Here is a 21,704-nt window from a genome sequence, read left to right on the forward strand (position 1 = left end):
ATGGCTGGTGCACGCACGTGAGGGAGACGATGGCGGACAGCAGCTGGTGAAAACCTCGTGGGGACGAGATCCGGCGGGGCAGGCCTCACAGAGAAACCGTCGCGGCGATCACCGACGACTTCCCCGAACGGGCGTGGCGTTGGCCGGAGTGAGCAGGCCGGAGGCCCAGGGGTGGGGTGCGAAGCCAACCCCGGCCGCGCCGTGACCCGTCCGGCCGCCGAGGATTCGCCGTCCGGCGCCGTAGCGGAAACGCTGGGGACGTCAGCGGAAACGCTGGGGACGTCGACGCGGCCGCCACCACGGTGCTCGTAGGGACGGGCGGGAGTGGGGAGAGGCCGGTGCGGATGCTTCAGGACGAAGCGCGTCCCAGGGATGACGGGGGGCGGCAGGTGGGCCGCGGCCGGCGGACGAAGCTGTCCGGGCGTCGGCCGGTGCGTCTGCTTCCCGCGCTTCTGATCGCCGGGGGCCTCGTCGTCGGTGCCGTCACGCCGGCCGGTTACACGGCCGCGCCCTTCTTCTGCGCCGCCCCGCTGATCGCGGCGTCGCTCTCCTCCCTGCGCAGTACCGCCGTCACGTCCCTGGCCGCCGTGCTCGGCGAGATCTGGGCCGTCACCTACCGCGGCGCCGTCGAGGACTACCAGGAATCCGTGGCGGAGAGCGTCATGATCTTCGTGGTCGCCCTGCTGGCCCTCGGGCTCAACCGGTGCGTCCAGAGGAGCGATGCCCAGCTGGCCTCCGTACGGGACATCTCGGAGGCCGCGCAGCGCGCCGTACTGCCCATGCCCCCCGAACGGCTCGCCGGCCTCGGAGTCGCCGCCCGCTACGTGGGCGCGCGGGCGGATGCCCGGATCGGCGGCGACCTCTATGCGGTGCAGGACACCCCGCACGGCGTACGGCTGATCGTCGGCGACGTACGGGGCAAGGGGCTGGAGGCGGTGGAGGCCGCGGTGATCGTCATCGGTGCCTTCCGCGAGGCGGCGGAGCAGGAGACGACGCTGGAGGCGGTGGCGGGCCGGCTGGAGCGGGCGCTGCAGCGGGAGGGCGGACGGCGCGCGGGGCTCGACCAGTTCGAGGGGTTCACCACTGCCGTCCTCGCCGAGATCCCCGCCAACGGGCAGTCCGTGCTGCGTGTGCTCAACCGCGGCCATCCGCCCCCGCTGCTGCTCACCCTGGACGGCGGGGTGCGTGAGCTGGTGCCCGTGGCGCCGGCGCTGCCGCTGGGCATGGGCGAGGTGGCGAGCTGGCCGGACCGGTCGGACGAAACGTTCTTCCCGGCCGGTGCCCTGCTGCTGTTCTTCACCGACGGAGTGACCGAGGCCCGGGACCTGCTGGGCCGCTTCTACCAACCGGCGAGCAGACTGCGCGGCCGTCGTTTCCCGGGGCCGGACGCCCTCCTGGACACGCTCGTCGAGGATGTCGCACGGCATACGGGCGGCGCACCGGCCGACGATATGGCCCTGTTGGCGGTGCAGCGGCCGATGAGTGCGTAGGGAGGCCGTGCACGGCGGGGCGTGTCCCGGCACGGCTCGCGCTGCCCTGCGGAAGGCGCCGTGCGTGGCGCGCCCTACGGCATGCCCTGCGCCACGCCCTCCGTCCCCGGGAACCGGTGCAGGCTCTCACCGTGCGGGCCGGTGAGCGCGACCGGGCGCTCGTCCAGGGCGAGGGTGAGCAGCCGGGCGTCAGCCGGGTGCGGCGAACGGTGCGCCGGGGCGGGGATCCAGGGCAGGACGGCGGGGTGCTCGTGGGAGATCCAGTGGCCGCCGCCGGGCCGTCCGCGCAGCAGCGACCGTACGAGATGCGTGAACTCCTCGCGGCGGGCGGGCGCGAGGTCGGCCAGCGCGGCGCTGTGGAAGATGACCAGTGTGGCCCCGGGGGGCGCCTCGGCGGCGAGCGCGGGCAGTTCCTGGAGCAGGTCGCCGCGCACCAGCCGTGGCCGCGGCGCCGGCCGCACCGCCTCGACGGCCGCGGACAGCCGCGCGGCGCGCTCCTCGTCGCCCGGCCATACGAGCGCCTGCAGCCAGCGCAGATCGTCCGGTTCGGCGGCCGGGTCGAGCGGGTCGAGGCCGATGCCTGCCCGCCAGAGGATCCGCGGCATCCGGCCCCGGGCGGGCAGCAGCTCGTCGGCCGTCCACGCCGTACGGCACTCCAGCACCAGGGGGCTCTCCGGCGCCCCTGCCTCCGTTCGTACCTCCGCCTCTGCCGCGGCCTCCGCCTTCGCCTCTGCCTCGGTGAGACGGGCGCCGCTTCCCCCATCGCCCTCGTACCGGCGCAGGTAGCGGTAGCGATAGCGGTCGGGATGCAGGCACAGCCCCGCCGACGTGCCGACCTCCAGCAGCGCCAGCGGCTGCGGCAGGCGGGCGAGCAGCGGCAGCAGCGTCGCGCAGTGGGCCGGTTCGTCGGCCCGGGGCGAGCGCTGCATGATCACCGCACGCACCTCGTTCCAGTGCCGTACCGTCCACTCGCGCCAGCGGCCGTACGCGGTTTCGCCGCGCGGCCCCAGCTCGGCGTGCGGGCCGTCGAGGTAGCGGACGGCGGCGAGCAGAAGCTCCGGCTGCTGTGCGCCGCCGGCCGGCAGCGACCCCGACACCAGATCGCAGAGCTCCGGGTCGTGGCTGATCCGCGCGCTCAGCTCCTCATGCGCCGCGGACCGTCCCCGCGCCTGGCGCCAGGAGAACTCCCGGTACCGCTCCGCCAAGCCCCATGTGCCGACCACGGTGCGCTCGGCGTGACGGGTGTTCCCGGTGTTCCCGACGTTGACGGCCATGATCCGACGTTACTGCTCTCACGTTCCGTAACCGAGGGGCACCCCTCCGCATAACGACTGGTGCACAATCGCCGCGAGATCGTTTAGGCGCGGACGGTCAACTCGCCCGGTTTGCAGCCATGCTGGCCGAAAAAGTCCAGGCCAAAGCTCCTGGGAGGCCGCTAGGAAATCCCGGGAAGGCTTGGAATTCGGCTGCGTTCTCTATTACTGTCCGATAACGCAGCGCGGTCGTCCCAGCCGTCGCAAGAGGCGGCACCGTGCGCAGACGCCGAATCCCGCACGCGCTTTTCACGCACCTCCAGCACCTCGAACTGCACCAAGGGAACCGGGGAACCACTTCCTTGGGGTGAATCGGACGCTCTCCGCCAGCGGGCGCCCGTAGGAGACCTTCCTGCTCCGAACCCGTCAGCTAACCCGGTAGGCGAGAAGGAAGGAAAGGAGAGCGCCCCCGTGGCGTCCAACAGGCCTGCCCCCGAGGGTCCGTCCGCCTACGACCTCGATGACCGAGGTGCCTTCCCGGGCCCCGGTCATGCGGACAGCATCAACGACGGACCGTGGGAGGAATGGAATCCCACCGAGGATTCCGTCCGCTCGGTCCGCGGCAAGCACAGAGTGGCCAAGCAGCGTGGCAGCGGGCTCGCCCGCGGTGGCACGGTCCTGGGCGTCGGCGTCATCGCGGCGGTCGGTGCCGGCGGGATGGCCACGGCCGAGGGCCGCCCTCCGGTTCCTATCTCGATGCCCGACGTCGGCGGAATGGCCGACGACCTCGCCGACAAGCTGCCGGACGCCAAGTCGCTTCCCGGCGTCGGTGATCTCATATCGGACGCGGGCTCGGACGCGGGCGCGGCTTCGGACGCGGGCTCGGACGCGGGCGCGGCTTCGGATGCGGGCACGGCCTCGGGAGCCGGAACGGACGAGGCGGTGGCTCCGGCCGGTGCCGGTCCCCTCACCCGGACCACCCGGACGGACTCGGGCGCGGACGCCGGCGAGGCGCTGCGCAGCCGCATCCTCCAGCAGGCCGACGCGCAGCAGGGCGCCGCCGAGCAGGAGGCCCGGGAGACCGCCGAGCACACCGCTTTCCAGACGGCCGCCGAGGAAGCCGACGCCCACCAGGAGTCGGCCGAAAAGGCCGCAACAGCCAAGAAGGCGGCCGAGTTGGAGGCCAAGCGCGAGGCCGAAGAGGCGGCCCGTCGGAAGGCGGAGGCCGCCCGCCTCGCCAAGCTGGCGAAGAGCTTCATCGCTCCGGTCTCCTCGTTCACGCTCACCGCGAGCTTCGGCCAGGCCGGCGACCGCTGGGCCGCGGACCACACCGGGCAGGACTTCGCCGCGCCGACCGGCACTCCCGTCAAGGCCGTGCACTCCGGCACCATCACCCAGGCCGGCTGGGCAGGCTCGTACGGCTACCGCATCGTCCTCACCCTCGACGACGGCACCGAACTCTGGTTCTGCCATCTGTCCTCGATGGTGAAGACCTCCGGCAAGGTCAGCACGGGCGATGTCATCGGCCGCGTCGGCGCCACCGGCAACGTCACCGGCCCGCACCTCCACCTGGAGGTGCGCCCGGACGCCGGCGACCCGATCGACCCCATGCCGTGGCTGCGCGATCACGGCATCAACGTGTGACGCACGGTCTTCGGCGTGTGGCGTGTGGCGTGTGGCTGCGGGCGCGTGAGGTGAGGCTTCGGCTTGTGATGTGCAGCTTCGGGGTGTGACGCGCGGCCTCAACGGGCGTCCGTCCAACAGAAGTTGGCGTCGGCGGGCGTCAGGGGCATCCCAGGGCGTCGCGGGGCGCCGTGTGGCACCGGCAGCGTCCGGGGGGAGCGGAAGGAATAACTCCGCTCCCCCCGGCGTTGCCACCACACATGACTGCGACCCACACCCCCCGAAATCGTCAGTCCCTCGGCTCGCTCTCCGTCTCCCCGCTGTCCCTCGGCGGCAACGTCTTCGGCTGGACGGCCGACGAGAGCGAATCCTTCGCCGTGCTCGATGCCTACGTCGCGGGCGGTGGCAACTTCATCGACACCGCCGACGTCTACTCGGCCTGGGTCCCCGGCAACAAGGGCGGCGAATCCGAGACCGTCCTCGGCAACTGGCTGGCCTCCCGCGGCAACCGCGACGATGTCGTCATCGCCACCAAGGTCGGTGCCCATCCGGACTACAAGGGCCTGTCCGCCGCCACCATCAAGTCCGCGGTCGACCTCTCCCTCTCCCGTCTGCGCACCGACTACATCGACCTCTACTACACCCACTACGACGACGAATCGGTCGAGGTCGGGGAGTTCCTTACCGCCCTCGACGACCTCGTCCGGGCCGGCAAGGTCCGCGAGATCGCCGCGTCCAACATCTCGGCGAAGCGCCTGGAGGAGTCCCTGGCCTTCTCCGCCCGCGAGGGCCTGGCCCGCTACGTCGCCCTCCAGCCGCACTACAACCTGGTCTCCCGCGACACCTACGAGGGCGAACTCGCCGACACGGCCGCCCGCCACGGCCTCGCCGCGGTCCCGTACTACGCCCTCGCCTCCGGCTTCCTGACCGGCAAGTACCGCCCGGGAACCACCGTCGACAGCGCCCGCTCCGGCGGCGCGGCCCGGCACGCCGACACCGACCGCGGCCGGCGCGTCCTCCAGGCTCTCGACACCGTCGCCGCCGCCCACGAGGCCGAGGTGGCCACCGTCGCCCTCGCCTGGCTCGCCGATCGGCCCACCGTCGCGGCCCCGATCGCCAGCGCCCGGACGGTGACGCAGCTGCCGGCCTTGCTGGCACTGGGCGACCTGACGCTCACGGAGACGGAACTGAGGCTCCTGGACGAAGCGTCCGCCTGACCAACTCAGAGGCGGGGAGGGGGCGGGCGGGCCTCAGGGAGGGCGGGCCGGGGAGGCGAGCCCCCAGGCCCGCAGAGCCGCCGCCCCCTCGCCCGCTCTCCGGGCTCCGCTCTCCCGCTCTACTTCCGGCGGTCGACCGCCACCCACGACGCCAGCGCCACCCCACCCGCCACCGCGAACACCGAAGGCCAGGCCCCGATCTTCTTGGCCAACGGATGCGACCCGGCAAACGCCGCCACATACGCCCCACTCAGCGCCGCCGCCGTCGCACTCCCCGCCTTCTCCTGCCACCCCTTGGCCGCCACCGCCCCGGCCACAGCCAGCGCCACCCCACCAAGCGGCCGCTTCTTCGTCCAGCGGGCGGTGGCGTAGCCGCCTACCAGGCCGGTTGCTGCGATCACTGCCGTGGGAACCCGAGCCATCTCCGTAACCTCCCTCGGGGGCCAACTCCCCCGGCCTCGCGCCCCCAAGGGGCAGTGCATTCGGATCACTCCTCCTTGGCGGGCCGTTCGTATTCGTGGATGGCGATGACGTTCGGCTTGTCCCCGTCCAGCTGGATCGCCACACCCTGCGGCGTGTGGATCACACGGGCCGAACCGGTGGCGTTCGCCCCGTACTCGAGGAGCACCTCCCGATCGTTGCGCATTTTGCCCCCTCCTGTTGAATGAATTGCTAATTGTCCATTTTTATTGCGTAGAGAATGGAACGCGAAGAAAGTCTGATGCCAGGCTTCCGTGGTGCCCCGCCGGGTGCGGCCGGGTGATGCCTCCAGGGGGTGGATCGCTCCTGGGGTGGTGTCCGTGACCCGCCAGGCCTGACAGTTCGTTCGGGCGCCAGGGGGTGTTCTGGAGATCATTCATCATGAACGGCTCCGTGGCTGGATGTCCAGCCCTCGCCTGAACGATTCTTCTAGGGGGCCCCTATGTCATAAAGTGCCCTTTTTGTGAACCCTCGACTGTTAGTAAAGTAAATTTGATCGACTCTGATTAACGGGGCTACCCTGCGGCAGGATCAATTCGAGGAGGGGAGCGAGGCGTGCCACAGGATTTTGCCGAGTGGCTCGAGGGGGTGCTGCGGCAACGCGGGATGTCCCAGAAGGCCTTGGCTGAGATGATCGACGTGACGCCGGCCGCCGTGAACGGGTGGGTGAACGGCCGCTCGGTTCCGCGCTACGAGAAGATCACGCTCATCGCGGCTGCGCTCGAAGTAGCGGTCGAGGACGCGGTGGACCTACGAATGCCCGGAACGTCGTCCTCCGAATTGGAGTGGATGTTTCGTGAGGCGCCGAAGGACGGCGGTCGGGAAGGCGGCAACGCCGCTGCGTTCGCCTTTGCGGCGAACCTGGAGGTCCTTGCCCGTGAGGCCACCCAGAACAGCCTCGACGAACGGCTCGAGGACGGGCCGGTGGTGTCGCGTTTCGTTCTGCACGAGCTGACGGGGCAGCCCCTGCAGGACTTCCTACGCGCTCTGCGCTGGGACGAGATCGAGAAGCACCTGCAGGCGGCAGCCGATCCCAGTCAGAAGGTCGGACGTGTGCTGCTCGACGGCTTGCACGAACTCGAGCGCACGCAGCGGCTCGTCCTTCTACGGGTCGACGACTACAACGCCACGGGTCTTACCGGGCCCGAGTACGAGGACGGCCGGTTCTCGCGAGTGATCCGGCGGACGCTCGACAGCGGCAAGGCCGACACCCAGGGGGGCTCGTACGGCCTGGGCAAGGCGGCGCTGTGGGCGGCGAGCCGGTTCGGTCTCGTACTGGTCAACAGCACTCTTTCGCAGCCGCAGAACGGGCGCTGGGAACGCAGGATGGCGGGTCGCCTCGAACTGCCCTGGCACGCGATCGGGGCCCAGGAATTCGCCGGCCCGGCGTGGTTCGGTGCCGTCGACCACGAGCGCGAGAACGCGGCGCGATCCTGGTGGGGCGACCCGGAAACGGCGCGCAGCCTCCACCTGGAGCGGGACGATTCCGCGCCGGGGACCTCCTTCTTGGTGATCGGCGCCTATGACGGCTCCGGAGACGCCGAGCAGTTGGAGGAGATGCATGAGCTCCTGGTACGGGGAATCGCGCGCAATTTCTGGGCTTCCATGGTGGGGGGCGAACGGTCCGAGCCCCTGCTGCGGGCGTCGGTCGCCTCGTGGCGCAACGGCCGGACGGTGATCGCGGAGCAGCGGATCGACCCGCATCACCATGAACCCGCTCGATCCCGCGCGGTCAAGGCGTTCCTCGACGGACGTACGGTGCCGGAGATCACGGGGCGGGACGATGTGCTCGAAACCGCGGTGACGCTCAAACTGCCTCGGGAGAAGGGGGCGTCCCCGGCCGATCGCGTGGCACCCGGGACGCACGATGCGGTCCTGCTGGTCACGCCTGCGGGAGACACCGAGGCGAAGCCCGACCGGATCTCCTACATGCGCGCCACGCGCATGGTGGTGAAGAGCAAGAGGATCGGAGACCTCCCCCTCGGACACCGGAGCTTCCAGGCGGTTCTGCTCGCCGGAGCCGCCACCGGTAAGGAATCTCCTGACACGGAGGCGGCCGAGCGGCTGCTGCGGACCGCGGAACCGCCGGACCACAATGACTGGGTCGGCACCGAGGACCTCACGGCCACCTATGTCCGGGGTGCTCAGCAGCGCATCCTCGACTTCAAGAGGGATGCCGAACAACGAGTGCGCGAGGTCCTTCGCGGCCAGGAAGCGCAACAGAACGAGGACGAGGGGCCCGACATCCTCAAGGAGTTGCTCCGCCTGGATCCGCCCAAGGCGGCGCGTACCCAGGGCTTCCCCGTCGTGCATGCCGTCGAAGGGTGGCTCGACGAGCAGTCGGCGTGGCATGTCCGTGTGACGGTGAAGTACCCGGAACGGGAGGATCCCTGGGTGCTCGCTCCTGTCGTTCGGTTCGCCGGACGCGACGGAGGCGGAACTCCGGTCCGCTGGGCGGAACTGGTGCCGGAACAGAATTGTGAATTGACGAAACACGGAAACCTTCTGTTCCGCAAGGGACGTCGGGGAACGTTCAGCGGAGTGACGGATGTGTCCGATCACCCTGTGCCGGCCGCGATGTCGCGTATCGAAGTGGATGTCCCGCGCGCGAAGGAGGCAGCGCAGTGAAGGCGGTTTTCCCCTATCCGGTGTTGTCGGGCGATGTCGTCCTGTCGGTGGACCGGGTGTTCGTCGACAACACTCCGCGTCGTTGGGACAAGATCTCCGATCAGGACCATGTGATCGCGCTGCACGAGGTGAAGAGCGACTGGAACGAAATACGGATCAAGGTCTCGGTCGCTGCCGACGGCGACGAATTGATGGACGGCCCGTGGACATCGGCGGCGTGTGTGGCGGTCGTACGCAACAGGCGGACGAAGATTCGGCACAACTTCTCCTTGCGCGCCGATGGGGCGGGACAGTGGGTCGGTGAGGTCGAACTTCGGCGCGGCGAGCACGTGGGTCGGTGCGAGATCGACGCGTGGATCGTCGCCGAGGTCGAAGGCGAGCACGGGCGCCTCGTGGGCAGGGCGCGTGATGTCTGGCATGCCGATTTCGAGGCCGATGTTCCCACTCGGCAACGCTCCATCAAGATGGTGTGGAAGGACTTCACCGACGAGACCAATCCCGAACTCAACGACTTCCGCGAGGATCCCTGGTTGCTGGACGGCCAGGCGGACGAGCCGTTCCTCTACCTGAATTCCGCGGTCGAGGGTTTGCGGGCCGTTCTTGAAAGGGCCGCGTCCGCTGAGCAGAAGGTCGTGCGAGAGATCATGGCGTCACAGATCTCTGCCGAGGCATGGGTGGCCATGTTCAACGCCGCGCTTTATGCGAGTGGGATATCGGATGGCGTGGCGCAGTGGCCGGGGGGGTGGCACGAGGACGTTCTCAAGCGCATGCTGCCCGCCGTTTTTCCGGACCGCACTCCGGACGAGGCACTGACCGAACTGGTGGAGCGCCGGATGGAGGGGGAGAGCGGCGGAGACCTTCAAAGGCGTCTCATGCACGCCGCTACCCTCCAGTCCAGAAAACCCAAGGCAGTGACGAGCGCATTGAAGACGGTGGGACGTATGGCGACCGAGGAGACGGCGTGAAAGCCACCAAGAGCGTGGTGCCCGAGGGAAGAATCGGACGCCTCTCGGATTCGGCAGCGCTCAGGGTGCTGACCTCCGGCGTCCTGCGGGGATTCGAGCAGATTCCGTCGCGGCGTCTCCACGAGGTGTCCACTCCACCGCCGGACGGATCCGAGCGGTGGGGCTCCGAGGCGATACGCGACCTGTGCCGTGAGGCGATGCGCCGCTTCGAGGAGGGTTCGCCGGCCGCCTCGGATGCATGGCTCGCGCCACGTCTCCACTACACGTTGCGTCTCACCAGGGCGGAGGCCACCGAGTCGGCCCTGTGGAATTTCCTCGCGCTTTGCGTGGCGCCGGACTTCGTGCAATGGCGTTGGGGCAAGTCGAAGGACGGTGAGCGTCGCGAGGTGGGACAGGCGGCCCGCTTTTGCGGCCCGTGGTTCAGCCAGTGCTTCTCTCGGCTGTGGTGGGCGGCCGAGATCTTTCGGGACGGCAAGGACTACGAACCCGCCGAGATCGCCTGTCGGAACCAGGACGTGCTGAATACCTATCTGCGGCAGGAACTGGTCACGTATCGACCGGCTGCCCAGGCCGTGGCGCGCATGCTGGAGCGTGAGGTGGTGCGGACCGGACGGCAGCTCAATGCCCTCACCCAGGGCGCCTACGCGGCGTCGGCCACCAAGATCTACGAAGCGCTGGCCCCGGACGATCTCCAGGATTTCGGAGCTCTGCAGGACTGGATCGATTCCCGTGACGGGGCCGTCGCCGCGCCCGACGACCGACTGCCGGTGGGCCCGGACGACGGAGGCGTCGGCGAGCAATCGGTCGAGACGCTGGTGAAGTGGTTCGAGGAGCTTCTCTCCGTCGTCAAGGTGCGAGGACAGAAGGATGAGGAGCCGGCCGTGAAGCCCCCCGCCACCGGCGGCGTCAGCCTCGACAAGCCGGGTGTCAGCCCCTGAGGGCCTGGTACACCACGCGTGCCAGTTCCTTGGCCAGTCCGATCGGTACGGCATTGCCGATCTGCCGGGCGATCTCGATCTTGGTGCCGTGCCACTTGAAGTCTTCGGGGAAGCCCTGGATCAGGGCGGCTTCGTAGTAGGTGATGGGTCGGTGCTCCGTGGGGTGGAGATACCGGCCCTTCTCCGGCTTGTGGGGTTCGGTGCGGATGGTGACCGACGGCCGGTCGTAGTGCATACGCCCCATGACATCGCCGGAGCCGGCGTTGTGGTTGTCCCAGCTCTCGGTGGAGAGGTAGACCTTTTCGCCATCGATCTCGGCGAACTGTCCGCGGAGGTCGTTGCGGTTCCCGCCGGGAGGGATCCTTCGGTAGCGGGCGAGCGACAACGGCTTCGGCGTACGACCGATGTGGAGTTCCCTGGTGCTGAACGGACCGGGCTTGTGAAGACCGAGCGGTGACCGTTCGTCGCCCGGCCGGTCGGGCAGGTCCACGCCCTTGATCGTCATGCGCTTCGTGTGGTCGAAGACCGCGGGGCCGACCGCGACCCAGGGCAGCGGCGGCGAGTCGGGCTCGTCCGATTCGAACTGCTGCTGCCACCGTTCGGGGTGCCGGTCGTGGGATGCCTTGGGATGTTCCACCGGCGCCAGGTCGTTGCGCGTGCCGATGACGATCACGCGCCGCCGTGCCTGGGGCACTCCGTAGTCCGCGGAGTTCAAGATCTTGACGCGGAGGGTGTAATTGCCCAGTTCCCCACCCTTGACGGCATTCTGCAGATCTTTGAACTGAGGGGAACGAAGAAAGCGGTCGACGTTCTCCATGACGAAGATCTTCGGCGAGACCTTCTCGACCACCCGCTTGTACTCCTGCCACAGCAGATTGCGCGGGTCGTTCGGATCTTCCTTGCCCAACCCGGAGAACCCCTGGCAGGGCGGCCCTCCCAAGATCACTTCCGCATCGGTGAAGTCCCCCGGATCCCAGTCCGCGATGTCCCCCGCATGAACTTGCGCGGTGGGGAAGTTCGCCGCGTACGTCGAGGCGGCGGCCGTGTCGAACTCGACCGCGGCGACGGACTCGAAGGGTGACGAGGTTTGCCCGTCCGGCACATACCGGTGGAACCCGGTAGTGAGTCCTCCGGCTCCCGAGAAGAGGTCGATCACCTTGATCGACTCGGAGGGAGAATCGTCGGAGGATGGACTGGTCATGAGGGTGGATTCTAGTCGCCCGCCCCACGTGTGCGTCGTGGCGTGTTCGGGCGGTGTCACGGGCCGGTGCGATCGGCCGAGGCGAGTGCGGTGGCGATGCTCCGGCCCAGCGCCGCTGCCACCGGAGGTGGTGAGGCCTGGGCGAGCTGTCGGTACTGGGACGTCTTGCCGGCGCAGGTCTGCCAGTCCGTCGGGAAAGCCTGGAGCAGGGCGATCTGCTGGATCGTGAGTTTGGGCAGTGACTTACCGTCGCCGCCCGGTGTGACCCACACCGTGTCGGGTCCGGGTACGGCATCGCCCACCCCCCATCCGCTCAGGCCCATGGCTGCCCAGGCCCTTTTCGTGCCGCTGGGCCCCAGGTCGGCGCCGCCGTGCTTCTTGGAGCCACCGACCAATGTGGGAGCCGGCCGCTGGGCGCCGGCCGCCCATCTGTCGGCATACGGCCAGCCGAGCGTGGCCATCGAGGCATGCAGGACATCGCCCACGGTCGCGGACGTGGAAACGGATGGCTCGGGCCACCGGAAGGCATCGCCGGGGGCTCCCTTGAGCGCTACCAGTACGCCCTGCTCGCGATCCTGCGCGACGCCGAAGTCCTTCGCGTTGACCGTGCCCCAGTGCAGCCGGTAACCGAGGTGCTCCAGCTCCGCCTTGATCTCCGTGCGAAGTTCCTCGAATGCGTCCGCGGTGACGAGCTTCGGAACATTCTCGATGAGCACCGCCCGGGGCAGCACCGCGGAGGTCAGCAATACCGTCGCCCGCAGGAGTCTCCGCTCGTGATCGTCGCTGCCGCGCGCGGCAGCCGCCACGGCCCGAACCCGCGGCAGCCCGGCGGACAACAGGTCCACGTCGTATGTGTACGTGTGCTCTGCCGGGTCGAATTCCAGGACGTCCATCTCCAGGACGTTCCACGCCGGGCGGTTGGTCCGCAGCGTCGTGCACGAGTGCCGGTCGTTCTCCACCAGTGCGACGGGGTCGAACCCGGCTGTCTCCAGACCCAGTGCCTGACCACCGGTACCGGCGCAGATCTCGAGTGAGGTGAAGCGTTGGGGTGTCACGGTCGGTTCTCCTCCTGCGTTCGCCGGCCGGTGGGCCCGGGGGTGTGCCCACACCTCCGGGCTGCCTCGTCAGTTTTCGTTCGCTTCGTCCCTGCGCGAGGAATCGATGGTGGTGAAGCGGACCACTTTTCGCCCTCCACCCTCGGCCGAGGCGGGGGCGACGAAGGAGAACGCGATCACTGCCTTGTCCGCATCGATCCGTCCCGATGACACGACATCCGCGGAGTGGTGCGACTCGACGATCGGATAGAGCGCGATGACTCCACGGCGCTCGGTGGCGAATCGATCCGTGGCGACATGGCCGCACGAGGGCAGTGCGCCCGCGACGCGCAGGGCGGCGGGCCGGTGCTTCGGGTCGCTGATCGCGCTGAACAGGGGGCCACGTCGGCGGTCACGACTGAACCAGGACAGTTCCCGGTCCGACGTGCCGATACGAGCGTGTTTGCCCCCGGAGGCGTGTTGAGGGGCGAGCACCAGCCAATCGTCCACCTGGGCCGACTTGGTGATCTCTTCCAGGTAGGTGCGGTACGGCGCGAACTGGTGATCGGCGCACCATTTGAGGGACCGGAGCAGTGACATCAGGTCCTCGGCGGGCAGCAGCCCCGTGAGGGCCGAGAATTCGTGGGCTCTTCCGGTGGTCCCGTATCGGTGACCGAGGGTGATCGGAGCGTCCGAGAGGCCGTCGAGTACCTGTGTCCAGAGTCGCGTATTGGTCCGGAGCTCGTGAACCGTCGTGGGGTATGCCGTCGGTTCCTCCCACTTGCCCGGTGAACGGATCTCCGCGAGCTGTGTGTTGTGCATCTTGTTCGGACTCGTGGGCTTCAGCAGGTGCTGGGAAACCAGTGGTGGCACCAGCGCCGGTGTCACCTGTGGATAGCCGTCGATCATGACGGAGTACTGCTTGAGCTGGTCGCGGAAGATCTCCTCGTCGCGGCAGATCGCCTCGAACGCCTCGTAGAGGTCCATCTCCTTGCTGCTGCCCGATGTCTCGTTGCGGCCGATGTAGAGCCGTACAAGATCCCGGTAGCCGTTGCGGAAGCCGAACCAGCGGCCCATCTGCATCAACGTGGAGGCGTTCCCGGCACGGCGCCGGTAGTAGGTGATGGTGAGGCCTTCGACCGTGAAGCCCCGGGAGAGCTTCTGTCCGCCGATGAGGATCTTCCAGATCCGGCTGCCGTCGAAATCCGCCTCGCCGCGCTCGATGTCCTGGTCGCCGTTGACCACGATCACCGGGCGGTCGTCGCCACCGATGTTCTGCCAGGCGGTGCCGACATAGGGGAGGAGGTCGTCATACGACGCCGGTACGGCGAAGCCGTCGGCGCGGGCACGGGAGACGGGAAGGAGATCGCGTTCGAAGAGGTCGCGGAGCCGGGCGTGCCCGGTGGGGCCGGTGTAGCCGCCTGTGAGCCACAACCTGCGCAGTCGCCCCAGCAGTTCGCGATGATCGGCGGTGAGACGTGATTCGTGCACCAGCATGGTGTGATGTCGGTAGTAGCCATACCCGAGCCCCGTGGCCTCGCGGTAGAGCTTCATGGCGGCGGTGAGCACGAACATGTCGACGGCCTCGCGCAACGTGGCGTCGTCTGCGTCGTCGCCGATGTCGTCCGCGCCGATGTCACGGACATGCGCCTTCTCCTGGGAGTTGGCCACGTTGCGTTCCTCGGGCGGCACGTCCGAGTCGAGGTCGTGGAAGTCCTGGACGCCCATGTACCCGTGCGGTCGGTCGAGCGAGATGATGAAGTCGCGCGGAAAGATGTCGGCCTTGTCGCCGGGGTCGATGAAGACGTTGGCGAACGGGGTCGCCGTGTAACCGACGTATTGGGCGCGTGGCAGCAGCTGGAGCAGCTGCGAGATGGCCGCGTTGATGGCGGTGCGCTCGGCCCCGGGCTTCTTGGGATTGGCGGTGTTGACCGAAGCCTCGTCCGACTCGTCGTCGACGATCAGCACGGGGATCTCGTCGAGCAGACCGCCGACCCGCTTGAGGTCACTGACCAGCTTGGCCAGTACGGACTTGTTCTTCTTGACGACCATCAGTCGGGCGGCACTGCTGTGCAGGTTCACGGGGTCGTACAGCCGACGAGAGGGGTCCTGCTTCTCGATGGCGAGTTCGCCGATGCCCTGGGCGAGCGGTTGGTAGTCGTCGGCGCGTGTCGTGAGGCGGATGATGTCGAACGCGCCCAGCGTCGAGGGCCGCCCGCCGTGGGACAAGAACTTGTCCTCCAACCACGCGTTGTCCGTGTAGTAGTCGGAGTGGACCTCTTCGGTGTGGCGCAGGATGTTCTCGCGACCCACCAGCTCCATGTCCAGGCGCCGCTGGGTCTGGGCGCGCAACAGGTTGAGAGTGCCCCCGAGGACGATCACGAGACGGTAGCCGGCGTCCACCGCCTTGGCGATCACGCCCGTGAAGTTGGCCGTCTTCCCGGACTGCACGTACCCGACGACCAGCCCCTTGGACTGGTAGGCGGCCTCGGCGGTGGGATCGGCCAGTCGCTCGACCACCCGTTCCGCCGCCTCGCCGAGGTTCGCCACGGAGTCGTCCGGCCACCCCTTCGCCGCGAGGTATTCGGCGTACTTCGGCCAGTACCAGTAGTGCCCCTGATAGGCCTTGGTGGCCCGCCAGGGAGTGAATTCCTGGCTGATCACCACGGGGCCGGCCAGAGTGGACACCGGCACCAGGGCGTCCAGCGCCTTGCAGGTCTCGGCGTCCAGACCGAGCAACTTGTACACGGCCGTCCGCCGGGAGTCCGTGCGCGGTTCGGTATCGGTCCAGCTCGCCTCGGCGTCGAAGTCCCACTGGGTGAGTTGCTTGTGCCACAGCTGCAGCAGCGGGTCCGGCCGGTGAGAGCTCGGCAGCGCGTCCCGAAAGGCGAGCTCGGACACGTCGGTGTCGGGAGCCATCTGCATGCCGTAGAAGCTCAAGGTGGGGCCGAGCGCCATGGGTCCGGTGCGGCTCATTCCGTCGAGCGCGGCCCGATGGACGCGGAGGAGGGCTTCGCCGGTTTTCTGGTCGGTCATTGAGAGCCTCGGTTACGGGAGACGGAACGCACGCAGGGCGGCGGGCGGTTCGGGGGATGTCACGGGGGTTCTGTGGGTCAGATCGATGCGGTAGGTGACGTCATCGACGCACTCTCGTGCCTCCTGCGGAAGCGCAGTGAGAAGTGCAGGGGTAAGACGTGGGAGGTCTTCGTCCACAGGCAGCACGAGGGGCATCGGGCGCATGGTCCAGCGCTCGTCGTCCGTAGCATCGGAGCACCAACCCCGGGCTGCGAGGCGGACGTCGAGACGTGCCACGGTGGCGGGAGCGGCCTGTGAGACGCGGTTGCGGACGGCCGCAACACACTCGCTGAGCGTGCGACCGTGCGCGCCACCCCGCATGAGTTGGAACGACACCAGCCACAGGGGACGTCCTTCGACAGGGGCCAGCTGGCCCAGACCGTGGATCGTATGGAGGCGGCGCGCCGAGGAGGTGGTTTTGACTTCGATGTCGTGATCCAGGAGGCCGAAGTCGTGTTCGGTGGCGAAGGAGCCCGTCCAGGCATCGACCGCGGTTTCCCAACCGTGTTCGCCCCCGAGGGAGTTGAGGACGGACAGTTCGCCCATCAGCCCGATGCGCCTATTGGCGTCGAGCGTTCGTGGCCGCTCCAGGAGGGCGCTCCAGGCCCGTATCGTCTCGTTGAAGGCTTGGTCGGGGGTGCGGTCGTGAGCGACCACGCGGTCCGCGACCGCATTGAGCAGATCGTGGAAGTCGCGCAACAGGCGCTCCTGAGTGAGCCGGAGCCGGGCCATCCGAATTCCGTTCTGCGCGATCTCGTCGATCCGGACGAGAGGCAGCGGAGAGTGGGGCAACCGTTGGCGGGGCCCCAGCTCGAGATGGAGGGCGATCGACCGGTCATCGGTGACGACGTAGTCCACACGGGGGCCGTGCGCGGTGCGGAGCGGGAACGAAGTGCTCTGGCCCGCGTGGAGGTAGTGCTCGACGTCCACCCAGGAGGTGTATGCCTCGGCGGCGTGGTGCTCACTCGACATCGTCGGCCACCCTGTCCAGTTCGCTGCGGGCCGCGGCGATCAGGATCGACTGCCACAGCTGCAGGTTGTCCTTCTGCTTCGCGCCGGCGCGTTCGTATTCGAAGATCTTGTGCAGCAGGAGGTACATCAATGACTTGATCATCGGGGCGTCGTTGATGCCGCCCCGTCGGCCGCCCAGGATGGCGGTGCGGTAGTGCTGGTTGAGGATGATCAAGTGTTCCTCGCGGTCGAGGTCGAAGAAGACATCCTGGGGGAGTCTCTTCCAGATCACCGAGATCGGCTCCTCGTACGGCACCGAGGGCAGCTCTTCCTCGATGACGTGTCGCACCTCGGGAGCGATTCCCTTGCCGGGAGCGATCACCTCGGACCGCGTGGTCCCGGAGCGTTTGCGCGCCGTCCGGTACGTCGCGTCGGCGTCGGCCAAGTACTGATCGAAGAGGCGGCCCTCGAGATCGACCGCCTGTTCCAGGGCGGTGGTGAACTCCGGTGAGGCCTCCACGCCGGACTTCTTGACGGTGAGCCGGAAGACGTCGCCCGGGGCATCCGGCAGATCGACGGCCACGCGGGCGAGGGACAGGTTCGGTTCCGGCTGGCGGTAGTTGTTCCAACCGCCCGCTTGCACGAGTCGATCGTTCCGGTAGAAGTAGAAGCCCTGCCGATCGATGACCGTGCCCACCGCCTTGTACTCATTGAGATTCGACTTCGCCGGCCAGACGTGGGCCTGCAGGTGCACGCTTCCCACAGACCGGACATCGGCGGTGAAGCGACGCGGATACTCGCCGTTGCCCGTGACGGGATAGCCGAACGGGTCCAACGGTTCGACGCCGTAGTCGAGATAGACGACGCCCGACCGTACGTCCTCGACCGCGATCGTGATGTTGAAGGTGTCGCGGGAGAGGAAGCGGTGCAGATAGAGGCCGAGGTGGAGCCCGAGCTTGTTGATCGTGCGGTGCAGATAGCGATCGGTCTGACCGCCTCCCCCGACCTTGGGGAAGTCCTTGACGCCGTCCCAGCGGACGACTGTGCCCTGCCATGTGATGGGCTTGTCGTAGTAGCGGTCGATGAGCTTCTGCGCGAAGTCCGGGGCGACGATGTCGCACTGGAATCCCGCTCTGGCGTGCTCCATCAGCCAACGCCGTCCGACGGCGCGGGTGCGCTTGGTGGTGGAGACCACCGTCACGGCGTCGGCATGCGAGAGGGAAGCGGACTTCAGGCCGGTGCCGAACATGCCCAGCGCGCCTACGTCGTAACTGCGGCGCCCACCGACCGTCATGGCGATGTCGAGTGCTTCCTCGTCCATTCCGCGACCGTCGTCGACGACGAGGAGGGAGACCAACCGGTCATCGTCCCTGAGGAAGTGGATGACCACGTCCTTGGCCCCTGCATCGACGGAATTGTCGACGAGGTCGGCGATGGCCACCTCGAAGCCGTATCCCTGGCTGCTGAGAGCCTCCACATAGCGTGAATCAGGGGGCAGATGCTTGCTGCCGGTGGTGGGGACATCGAACTGCCAGTCCGTCATTGTTCGCCTTGTACTCACGCATGCTCATGGATTCGTACGACCGATTCCGACCGTAGCGCGGAGGGCCGACAGCGGAACGGCAGATGTTGAAACGCGATCGTTTCATCCGGCTGTCAAGGCGTTTTTTTGCCGCGGAGATCGGTGAGCGTGCGGGCGATCCGCTCCGCGACGGCCACCGGATCCTCGTGTTCCCAGAAGCGCAGCACCGTCCAGCCCTGGGCCACCAGGTGTGCGGTCGTTTCGCGGTCGCGGGCGATGTTGCCGTCGAGCTTGTTGCGCCACCAGTCGGCATTGGCTTTGGGATGGGTGGCGTGTTCGGGGCAGCCGTGCCAGAAGCAGCCGTCGAGGAAGACCGCGACCTTGGGTCCCGGAAAGGCGATGTCGATCGTGCGACGGGGGAAGTCGGGGACACGACGCTGCAAGCGGTAGCGATGGCCGGAGGCGTGGAGGAGCCGTCGTACGGCCATTTCGGGGCCGGTGTCCCGACGGGCCTGGACGCTCATACGGGCGGACACGCCGGGGGACGAGGGTGTGGCAGGCACATGGCCATTGTGCCGGAGCGGGCCGGGGGGTGTCAGGGCCGACCGTCGGGGCGGGGTGATCGGCCGTGCGGCTCGCGGGTCCGGTGTCCGGCCCCCAACGCATCGGTCAGCGCCGGCCGCGCCCAGGCTTGGTAGTGCCGCAGATGCCGCAGCAAGTGCTGTTCCCGGTGGAAGAAGTCGGGTGCAGGACCCAGGAGATGGGCTCGACGGCGGTGGAACGAGAGGGTGGTGGCGACGGTGGCGTATTCGGTGACGGCGCGGGCGGCGGCGGGGCCCTGGGTGGTGCGGGCGATGTCGCGGGCGAGGGCGCGGGTTTTGAGGGAGGAGAGGGCGGCGGGTTCGGTGGGGGCGAGCCAGCCGGCGGTGATGTAGGGGGCGAGGTAGCCGCGCAGGGAGAGCAGTTCTTGGTTGCGGGCCCAGATCGCCAGCCAGGTGAGGGCGAGGAGGACGGGGACCATGAAGAGGCCGTAGACGATGAGGAAGCCGGGGTCGCCGAGGGAGGAGGCGCCGTTCCAGATGGCGTGCAGGAGGACGGCGGTGACCAGGCCGAGGAGGGCGAGCGCGATACGGGCGGCGCGGCGGCGGGGGTAGCGGGTGGCGGCGATGCCGAACGCGAGGCCGGTGAGGACCGTGAAGAGCGGGTGGGCGAAGGGGGAGACGATGATGCGGAGGAAGAAGGCGCCGGCGGTGCGGGAGTCCAGCCCGGAGTGGCCCATCGACTGGTCCTCGCCGAAGGCGTTGCCCAGGTAGAGGACGTTCTCGGTGAAGGCGAAACCGGTGGCGGTGATCCCGGCGATGACGATGCCGTCCGTGATGCCGTCGAAGTCGTTGCGGCGGAAGCGGTAGAGGAAGAGGACCGCGGCGGCCTTGACCACCTCCTCGACGACCGGGGCGATGACCGTGGCGCCCCAGGCCTCGGCCTCGGAGGGTGATGCCGAGGAGATGTTGGCGGCCAGCCAGTCGGTGGCGAAGCCGTTGGCGAGGAGCGCGACCAGGGCGGCGGCGCAGGCGCCCCAGGCGAAGGCGAAGGCGAGGTTGCGCCAGGGCTCGGGCTCCACGCGGTCGAGCCAGCAGAACGCCGCGAGGAGCAGCGGCACGGGGAAGACGGCCAGGCCGAGGCCGACCAGGAAGCCTTCGGTGCCGGTCTCCTGGCGGACCATGCCGATGATGATCACGCCGGAGAGCGCGAGCAGCGAGCTCAGGGCGACGGCGCGCAGGGTGGTGCTGTTCCAGGGGGCCGTCCGGCGGCGGTGTGCGGCCGCGTGCTCGTGCGGGTGGGGTGTGTACGGGGGAGGGGCGGGCGCGGACGGCGGGTGCGGGGGCGGCTGGGACGGGTACACCCATCGACCCTAACGAGCGGCGTCCGCCCTATGTGTCGCGGCGGCGGAAGAGGAGGTCGTGGACGACATGCCCCTTGTCCAGGCCCTGGCCCTCGAACTTGGTGAGCGGGCGGAAGTCCGGGCGCGGCGCATAGCCGGGGTAGAGGTTTTCGAGCGCCGGCTCGGCGGAGAGGACTTCGAGCATCTGCTCGGCGTACGGCTCCCAGTCGGTCGCGCAGTGGACGAGGGCACCGGGCGCGAGCCGGGTGGCCGCCAGGGCGATGAACTCCGGCTGGACGAGGCGGCGCTTGTGGTGGCGCTTCTTCGGCCAGGGGTCGGGGAAGTAGACGCGCAGGCCGGCGAGGGAGGCGGGGGCCAGCATCTCGCGCAGCAGGATGATGGCGTCGCCGTTGGCCACCCGGATGTTGGACAGGCCGTTCCGCTCCGCGAGACCGAGCAGATTGCCCTGCCCGGGGGTGTGGACGTCGCAGCCGAGGATGCCGGTGTCCGGGTCGGCGGCGGCCATCTGTGCCGTGGCCTCGCCCATGCCGAAGCCGATCTCCAGCACGACCGGCAGTCCGCCGAAGAAGGTGTCGAGATCGATACGGGAGAGGCCGTCGATGTCCAGCCCCCAAGTGGGCCACAGGCGGCGCAGCGCGTCCGCCTGGGAGGGCGACACGCGGCTGCGGCGCGGCTGGAAGGAGCGGATCCGGCGCTCGTGATGCGAACCCGCGGGGTCGGCGGCGGGGCCGGTCCCGTCGGGGAACATGGGCGCACCGCGGCGCGGGGTGGCGGCCGAGACGGCGGTGGAGCCGAGGGTGTGGGGGTCCTGGGCGGTGGCCTCGTGGGCGTCGGCTCCGTGTGAGCTGGCCCCGGGTGCCTCGGCCTCGTCCGCGTCGGCTCCGTGCGCCTCGGCCGGCTGCGGGCCGGTGGGCTGCACGTCGGTCTGCTGCGGGGCGGCTTCCCGGGTGGGGGAGGCCTGGGCGCCGGCTGCCGGAGCGGCTGCTTCCGCGGCGGGGGTGGCGGGGGTGGTGAGGTTCTCGGACACAGTGCGTCGATTCTACGGGGCGTGGGTTAGGGGGGAGGGGAGCCCGGGGACCCGGCGGGGGGCGACTGGGGGTCGGCTGGACCGCCCGGGGCACGTACGGAGTCCGCCCGGGACCCGTACGGAGTCCGCCCCGGGCCCGTACGGAGTCCGCCCCGGACCCGTACGGCGCCCGCCCCGGGGCCGCCTCGGAGCCGGCCCGGAGCCCGTACGAGGCCCGCTCGGAGCCTTCGATGTGCCTGGTGCGTGCTCAAGTGGCGGGCCGGAACCTTCGTGAAAAGGGAGGTTGGCGCGGTGCGTAGCGGCATGCATACGATGCGGCGCTGACGTGAGCAAAACAAATCAGGGGGGATGGTTCATCGTGTCGCAGGGCGGCCAGGGGTACACCGGGAATCCACAG

General features: G+C 68.9%; 17 protein-coding genes and 1 riboswitch. Of the genes, 6 read left to right on the forward strand and 11 right to left on the reverse strand.

Features of this window, described 5'->3' with window-relative positions; genetic code table 11:
* The first annotated feature begins 344 nt into the window (after positions 1 to 344).
* The gene (locus tag ABZ851_RS03980) at positions 345 to 1,490 is read left to right on the forward strand and encodes a PP2C family protein-serine/threonine phosphatase (protein ID WP_361121830.1); all 1,146 of its coding nucleotides are present in this window, start codon (positions 345 to 347) and stop codon (positions 1,488 to 1,490) included.
* Positions 1,491 to 1,564: 74 nt separating this feature from the next.
* Here the strand turns inward: ABZ851_RS03980 and ABZ851_RS03985 are convergent, their stop codons facing one another.
* Positions 1,565 to 2,764, reverse strand: a complete 1,200-nt coding sequence (locus ABZ851_RS03985; protein ID WP_361121658.1) for a DUF2332 domain-containing protein — start codon at positions 2,762 to 2,764, stop codon at positions 1,565 to 1,567.
* 256 nt (positions 2,765 to 3,020) lie between these two features.
* Positions 3,021 to 3,203: riboswitch (cyclic di-AMP (ydaO/yuaA leader) on the forward strand.
* Positions 3,204 to 3,214: 11 nt separating this feature from the next.
* On the opposite strand from ABZ851_RS03985, the gene ABZ851_RS03990 reads away from it, so the two are divergent.
* Positions 3,215 to 4,387 carry a peptidoglycan DD-metalloendopeptidase family protein gene (locus tag ABZ851_RS03990; RefSeq protein ID WP_361121662.1) on the forward strand — a complete coding sequence of 391 codons (1,173 nt, stop codon included), beginning with the start codon at positions 3,215 to 3,217 and terminating at the stop codon, positions 4,385 to 4,387.
* Positions 4,388 to 4,626: 239 nt separating this feature from the next.
* Complete coding sequence (locus ABZ851_RS03995) at positions 4,627 to 5,583, forward strand: aldo/keto reductase (RefSeq protein ID WP_361121665.1); 957 nt, start codon at positions 4,627 to 4,629, stop codon at positions 5,581 to 5,583.
* A 119-nt stretch (positions 5,584 to 5,702) separates the two neighbouring features.
* Here the strand turns inward: ABZ851_RS03995 and ABZ851_RS04000 are convergent, their stop codons facing one another.
* Both ABZ851_RS04000 and ABZ851_RS04005 read right to left on the reverse strand, forming a co-directional pair.
* Complete coding sequence (locus tag ABZ851_RS04000; protein ID WP_361121668.1) at positions 5,703 to 6,005, reverse strand: hypothetical protein; 303 nt, start codon at positions 6,003 to 6,005, stop codon at positions 5,703 to 5,705.
* Positions 6,006 to 6,070: 65 nt separating this feature from the next.
* A complete protein-coding gene (locus ABZ851_RS04005; protein WP_361121671.1) occupies positions 6,071 to 6,229 on the reverse strand; it encodes a hypothetical protein in 159 nt (52 codons plus the stop codon).
* Between the two features lie 389 nt (positions 6,230 to 6,618).
* Between ABZ851_RS04005 and ABZ851_RS04010 the strand changes: the two genes are divergently transcribed.
* From ABZ851_RS04010 to ABZ851_RS04020, 3 genes are read left to right on the forward strand one after another with little or no spacing between them, the layout of a single operon-like run.
* A complete protein-coding gene (locus tag ABZ851_RS04010) occupies positions 6,619 to 8,691 on the forward strand; it encodes a helix-turn-helix transcriptional regulator (protein WP_361121674.1) in 2,073 nt (690 codons plus the stop codon).
* Positions 8,688 to 9,656, forward strand: a complete 969-nt coding sequence (locus ABZ851_RS04015; RefSeq protein ID WP_361121677.1) for a hypothetical protein — start codon at positions 8,688 to 8,690, stop codon at positions 9,654 to 9,656. The genes ABZ851_RS04010 and ABZ851_RS04015 overlap by 4 nt, the downstream gene beginning before the upstream one ends.
* Positions 9,653 to 10,594 carry a DUF6339 family protein gene (locus tag ABZ851_RS04020; RefSeq protein WP_361121680.1) on the forward strand — a complete coding sequence of 314 codons (942 nt, stop codon included), beginning with the start codon at positions 9,653 to 9,655 and terminating at the stop codon, positions 10,592 to 10,594. Before ABZ851_RS04015 ends, ABZ851_RS04020 begins: the two co-directional genes overlap by 4 nt.
* Here the strand turns inward: ABZ851_RS04020 and ABZ851_RS04025 are convergent.
* The 8 genes from ABZ851_RS04025 to trmB all read right to left on the reverse strand — a co-directional run bounded on the left by ABZ851_RS04025 (position 10,584) and on the right by trmB (position 21,307).
* The gene (locus ABZ851_RS04025) at positions 10,584 to 11,795 is read right to left on the reverse strand and encodes a DNA cytosine methyltransferase (protein ID WP_361121683.1); all 1,212 of its coding nucleotides are present in this window, start codon (positions 11,793 to 11,795) and stop codon (positions 10,584 to 10,586) included. The two genes, ABZ851_RS04020 and ABZ851_RS04025, sit on opposite strands and share 11 nt — an antisense overlap.
* Positions 11,796 to 11,851: 56 nt before the next feature.
* Positions 11,852 to 12,850: a DNA cytosine methyltransferase gene (locus ABZ851_RS04030; protein ID WP_361121686.1), complete on the reverse strand. Its 999-nt coding sequence runs from the start codon at positions 12,848 to 12,850 to the stop codon at positions 11,852 to 11,854.
* 69 nt (positions 12,851 to 12,919) lie between these two features.
* Positions 12,920 to 15,865: a Z1 domain-containing protein gene (locus tag ABZ851_RS04035; protein WP_361121689.1), complete on the reverse strand. Its 2,946-nt coding sequence runs from the start codon at positions 15,863 to 15,865 to the stop codon at positions 12,920 to 12,922.
* Between the two features lie 12 nt (positions 15,866 to 15,877).
* Positions 15,878 to 16,876, reverse strand: a complete 999-nt coding sequence (locus tag ABZ851_RS04040) for a PD-(D/E)XK motif protein (protein ID WP_361121692.1) — start codon at positions 16,874 to 16,876, stop codon at positions 15,878 to 15,880.
* Positions 16,866 to 18,398, reverse strand: coding sequence for an ATP-binding protein (locus tag ABZ851_RS04045; RefSeq protein ID WP_361121695.1), 1,533 nt, complete (start codon positions 18,396 to 18,398; stop codon positions 16,866 to 16,868). Before ABZ851_RS04045 ends, ABZ851_RS04040 begins: the two co-directional genes overlap by 11 nt.
* A 113-nt stretch (positions 18,399 to 18,511) precedes the next feature.
* Complete coding sequence (locus tag ABZ851_RS04050; protein ID WP_361121833.1) at positions 18,512 to 18,901, reverse strand: very short patch repair endonuclease; 390 nt, start codon at positions 18,899 to 18,901, stop codon at positions 18,512 to 18,514.
* Positions 18,902 to 18,972: 71 nt separating this feature from the next.
* The gene (locus ABZ851_RS04055) at positions 18,973 to 20,280 is read right to left on the reverse strand and encodes a PrsW family intramembrane metalloprotease (protein ID WP_361121698.1); all 1,308 of its coding nucleotides are present in this window, start codon (positions 20,278 to 20,280) and stop codon (positions 18,973 to 18,975) included.
* A gap of 28 nt (positions 20,281 to 20,308) precedes the next feature.
* Positions 20,309 to 21,307 (reverse strand): tRNA (guanosine(46)-N7)-methyltransferase TrmB, encoded by a 999-nt coding sequence (trmB, locus tag ABZ851_RS04060; protein WP_361121701.1) that lies wholly within the window; start codon positions 21,305 to 21,307, stop codon positions 20,309 to 20,311.
* Between the last annotated feature and the right edge of the window lie 397 nt (positions 21,308 to 21,704).

This window comes from Streptomyces sp. NPDC047049 (assembly GCF_040643995.1).
Lineage (GTDB): Bacteria > Actinomycetota > Actinomycetes > Streptomycetales > Streptomycetaceae > Streptomyces > Streptomyces mooreae.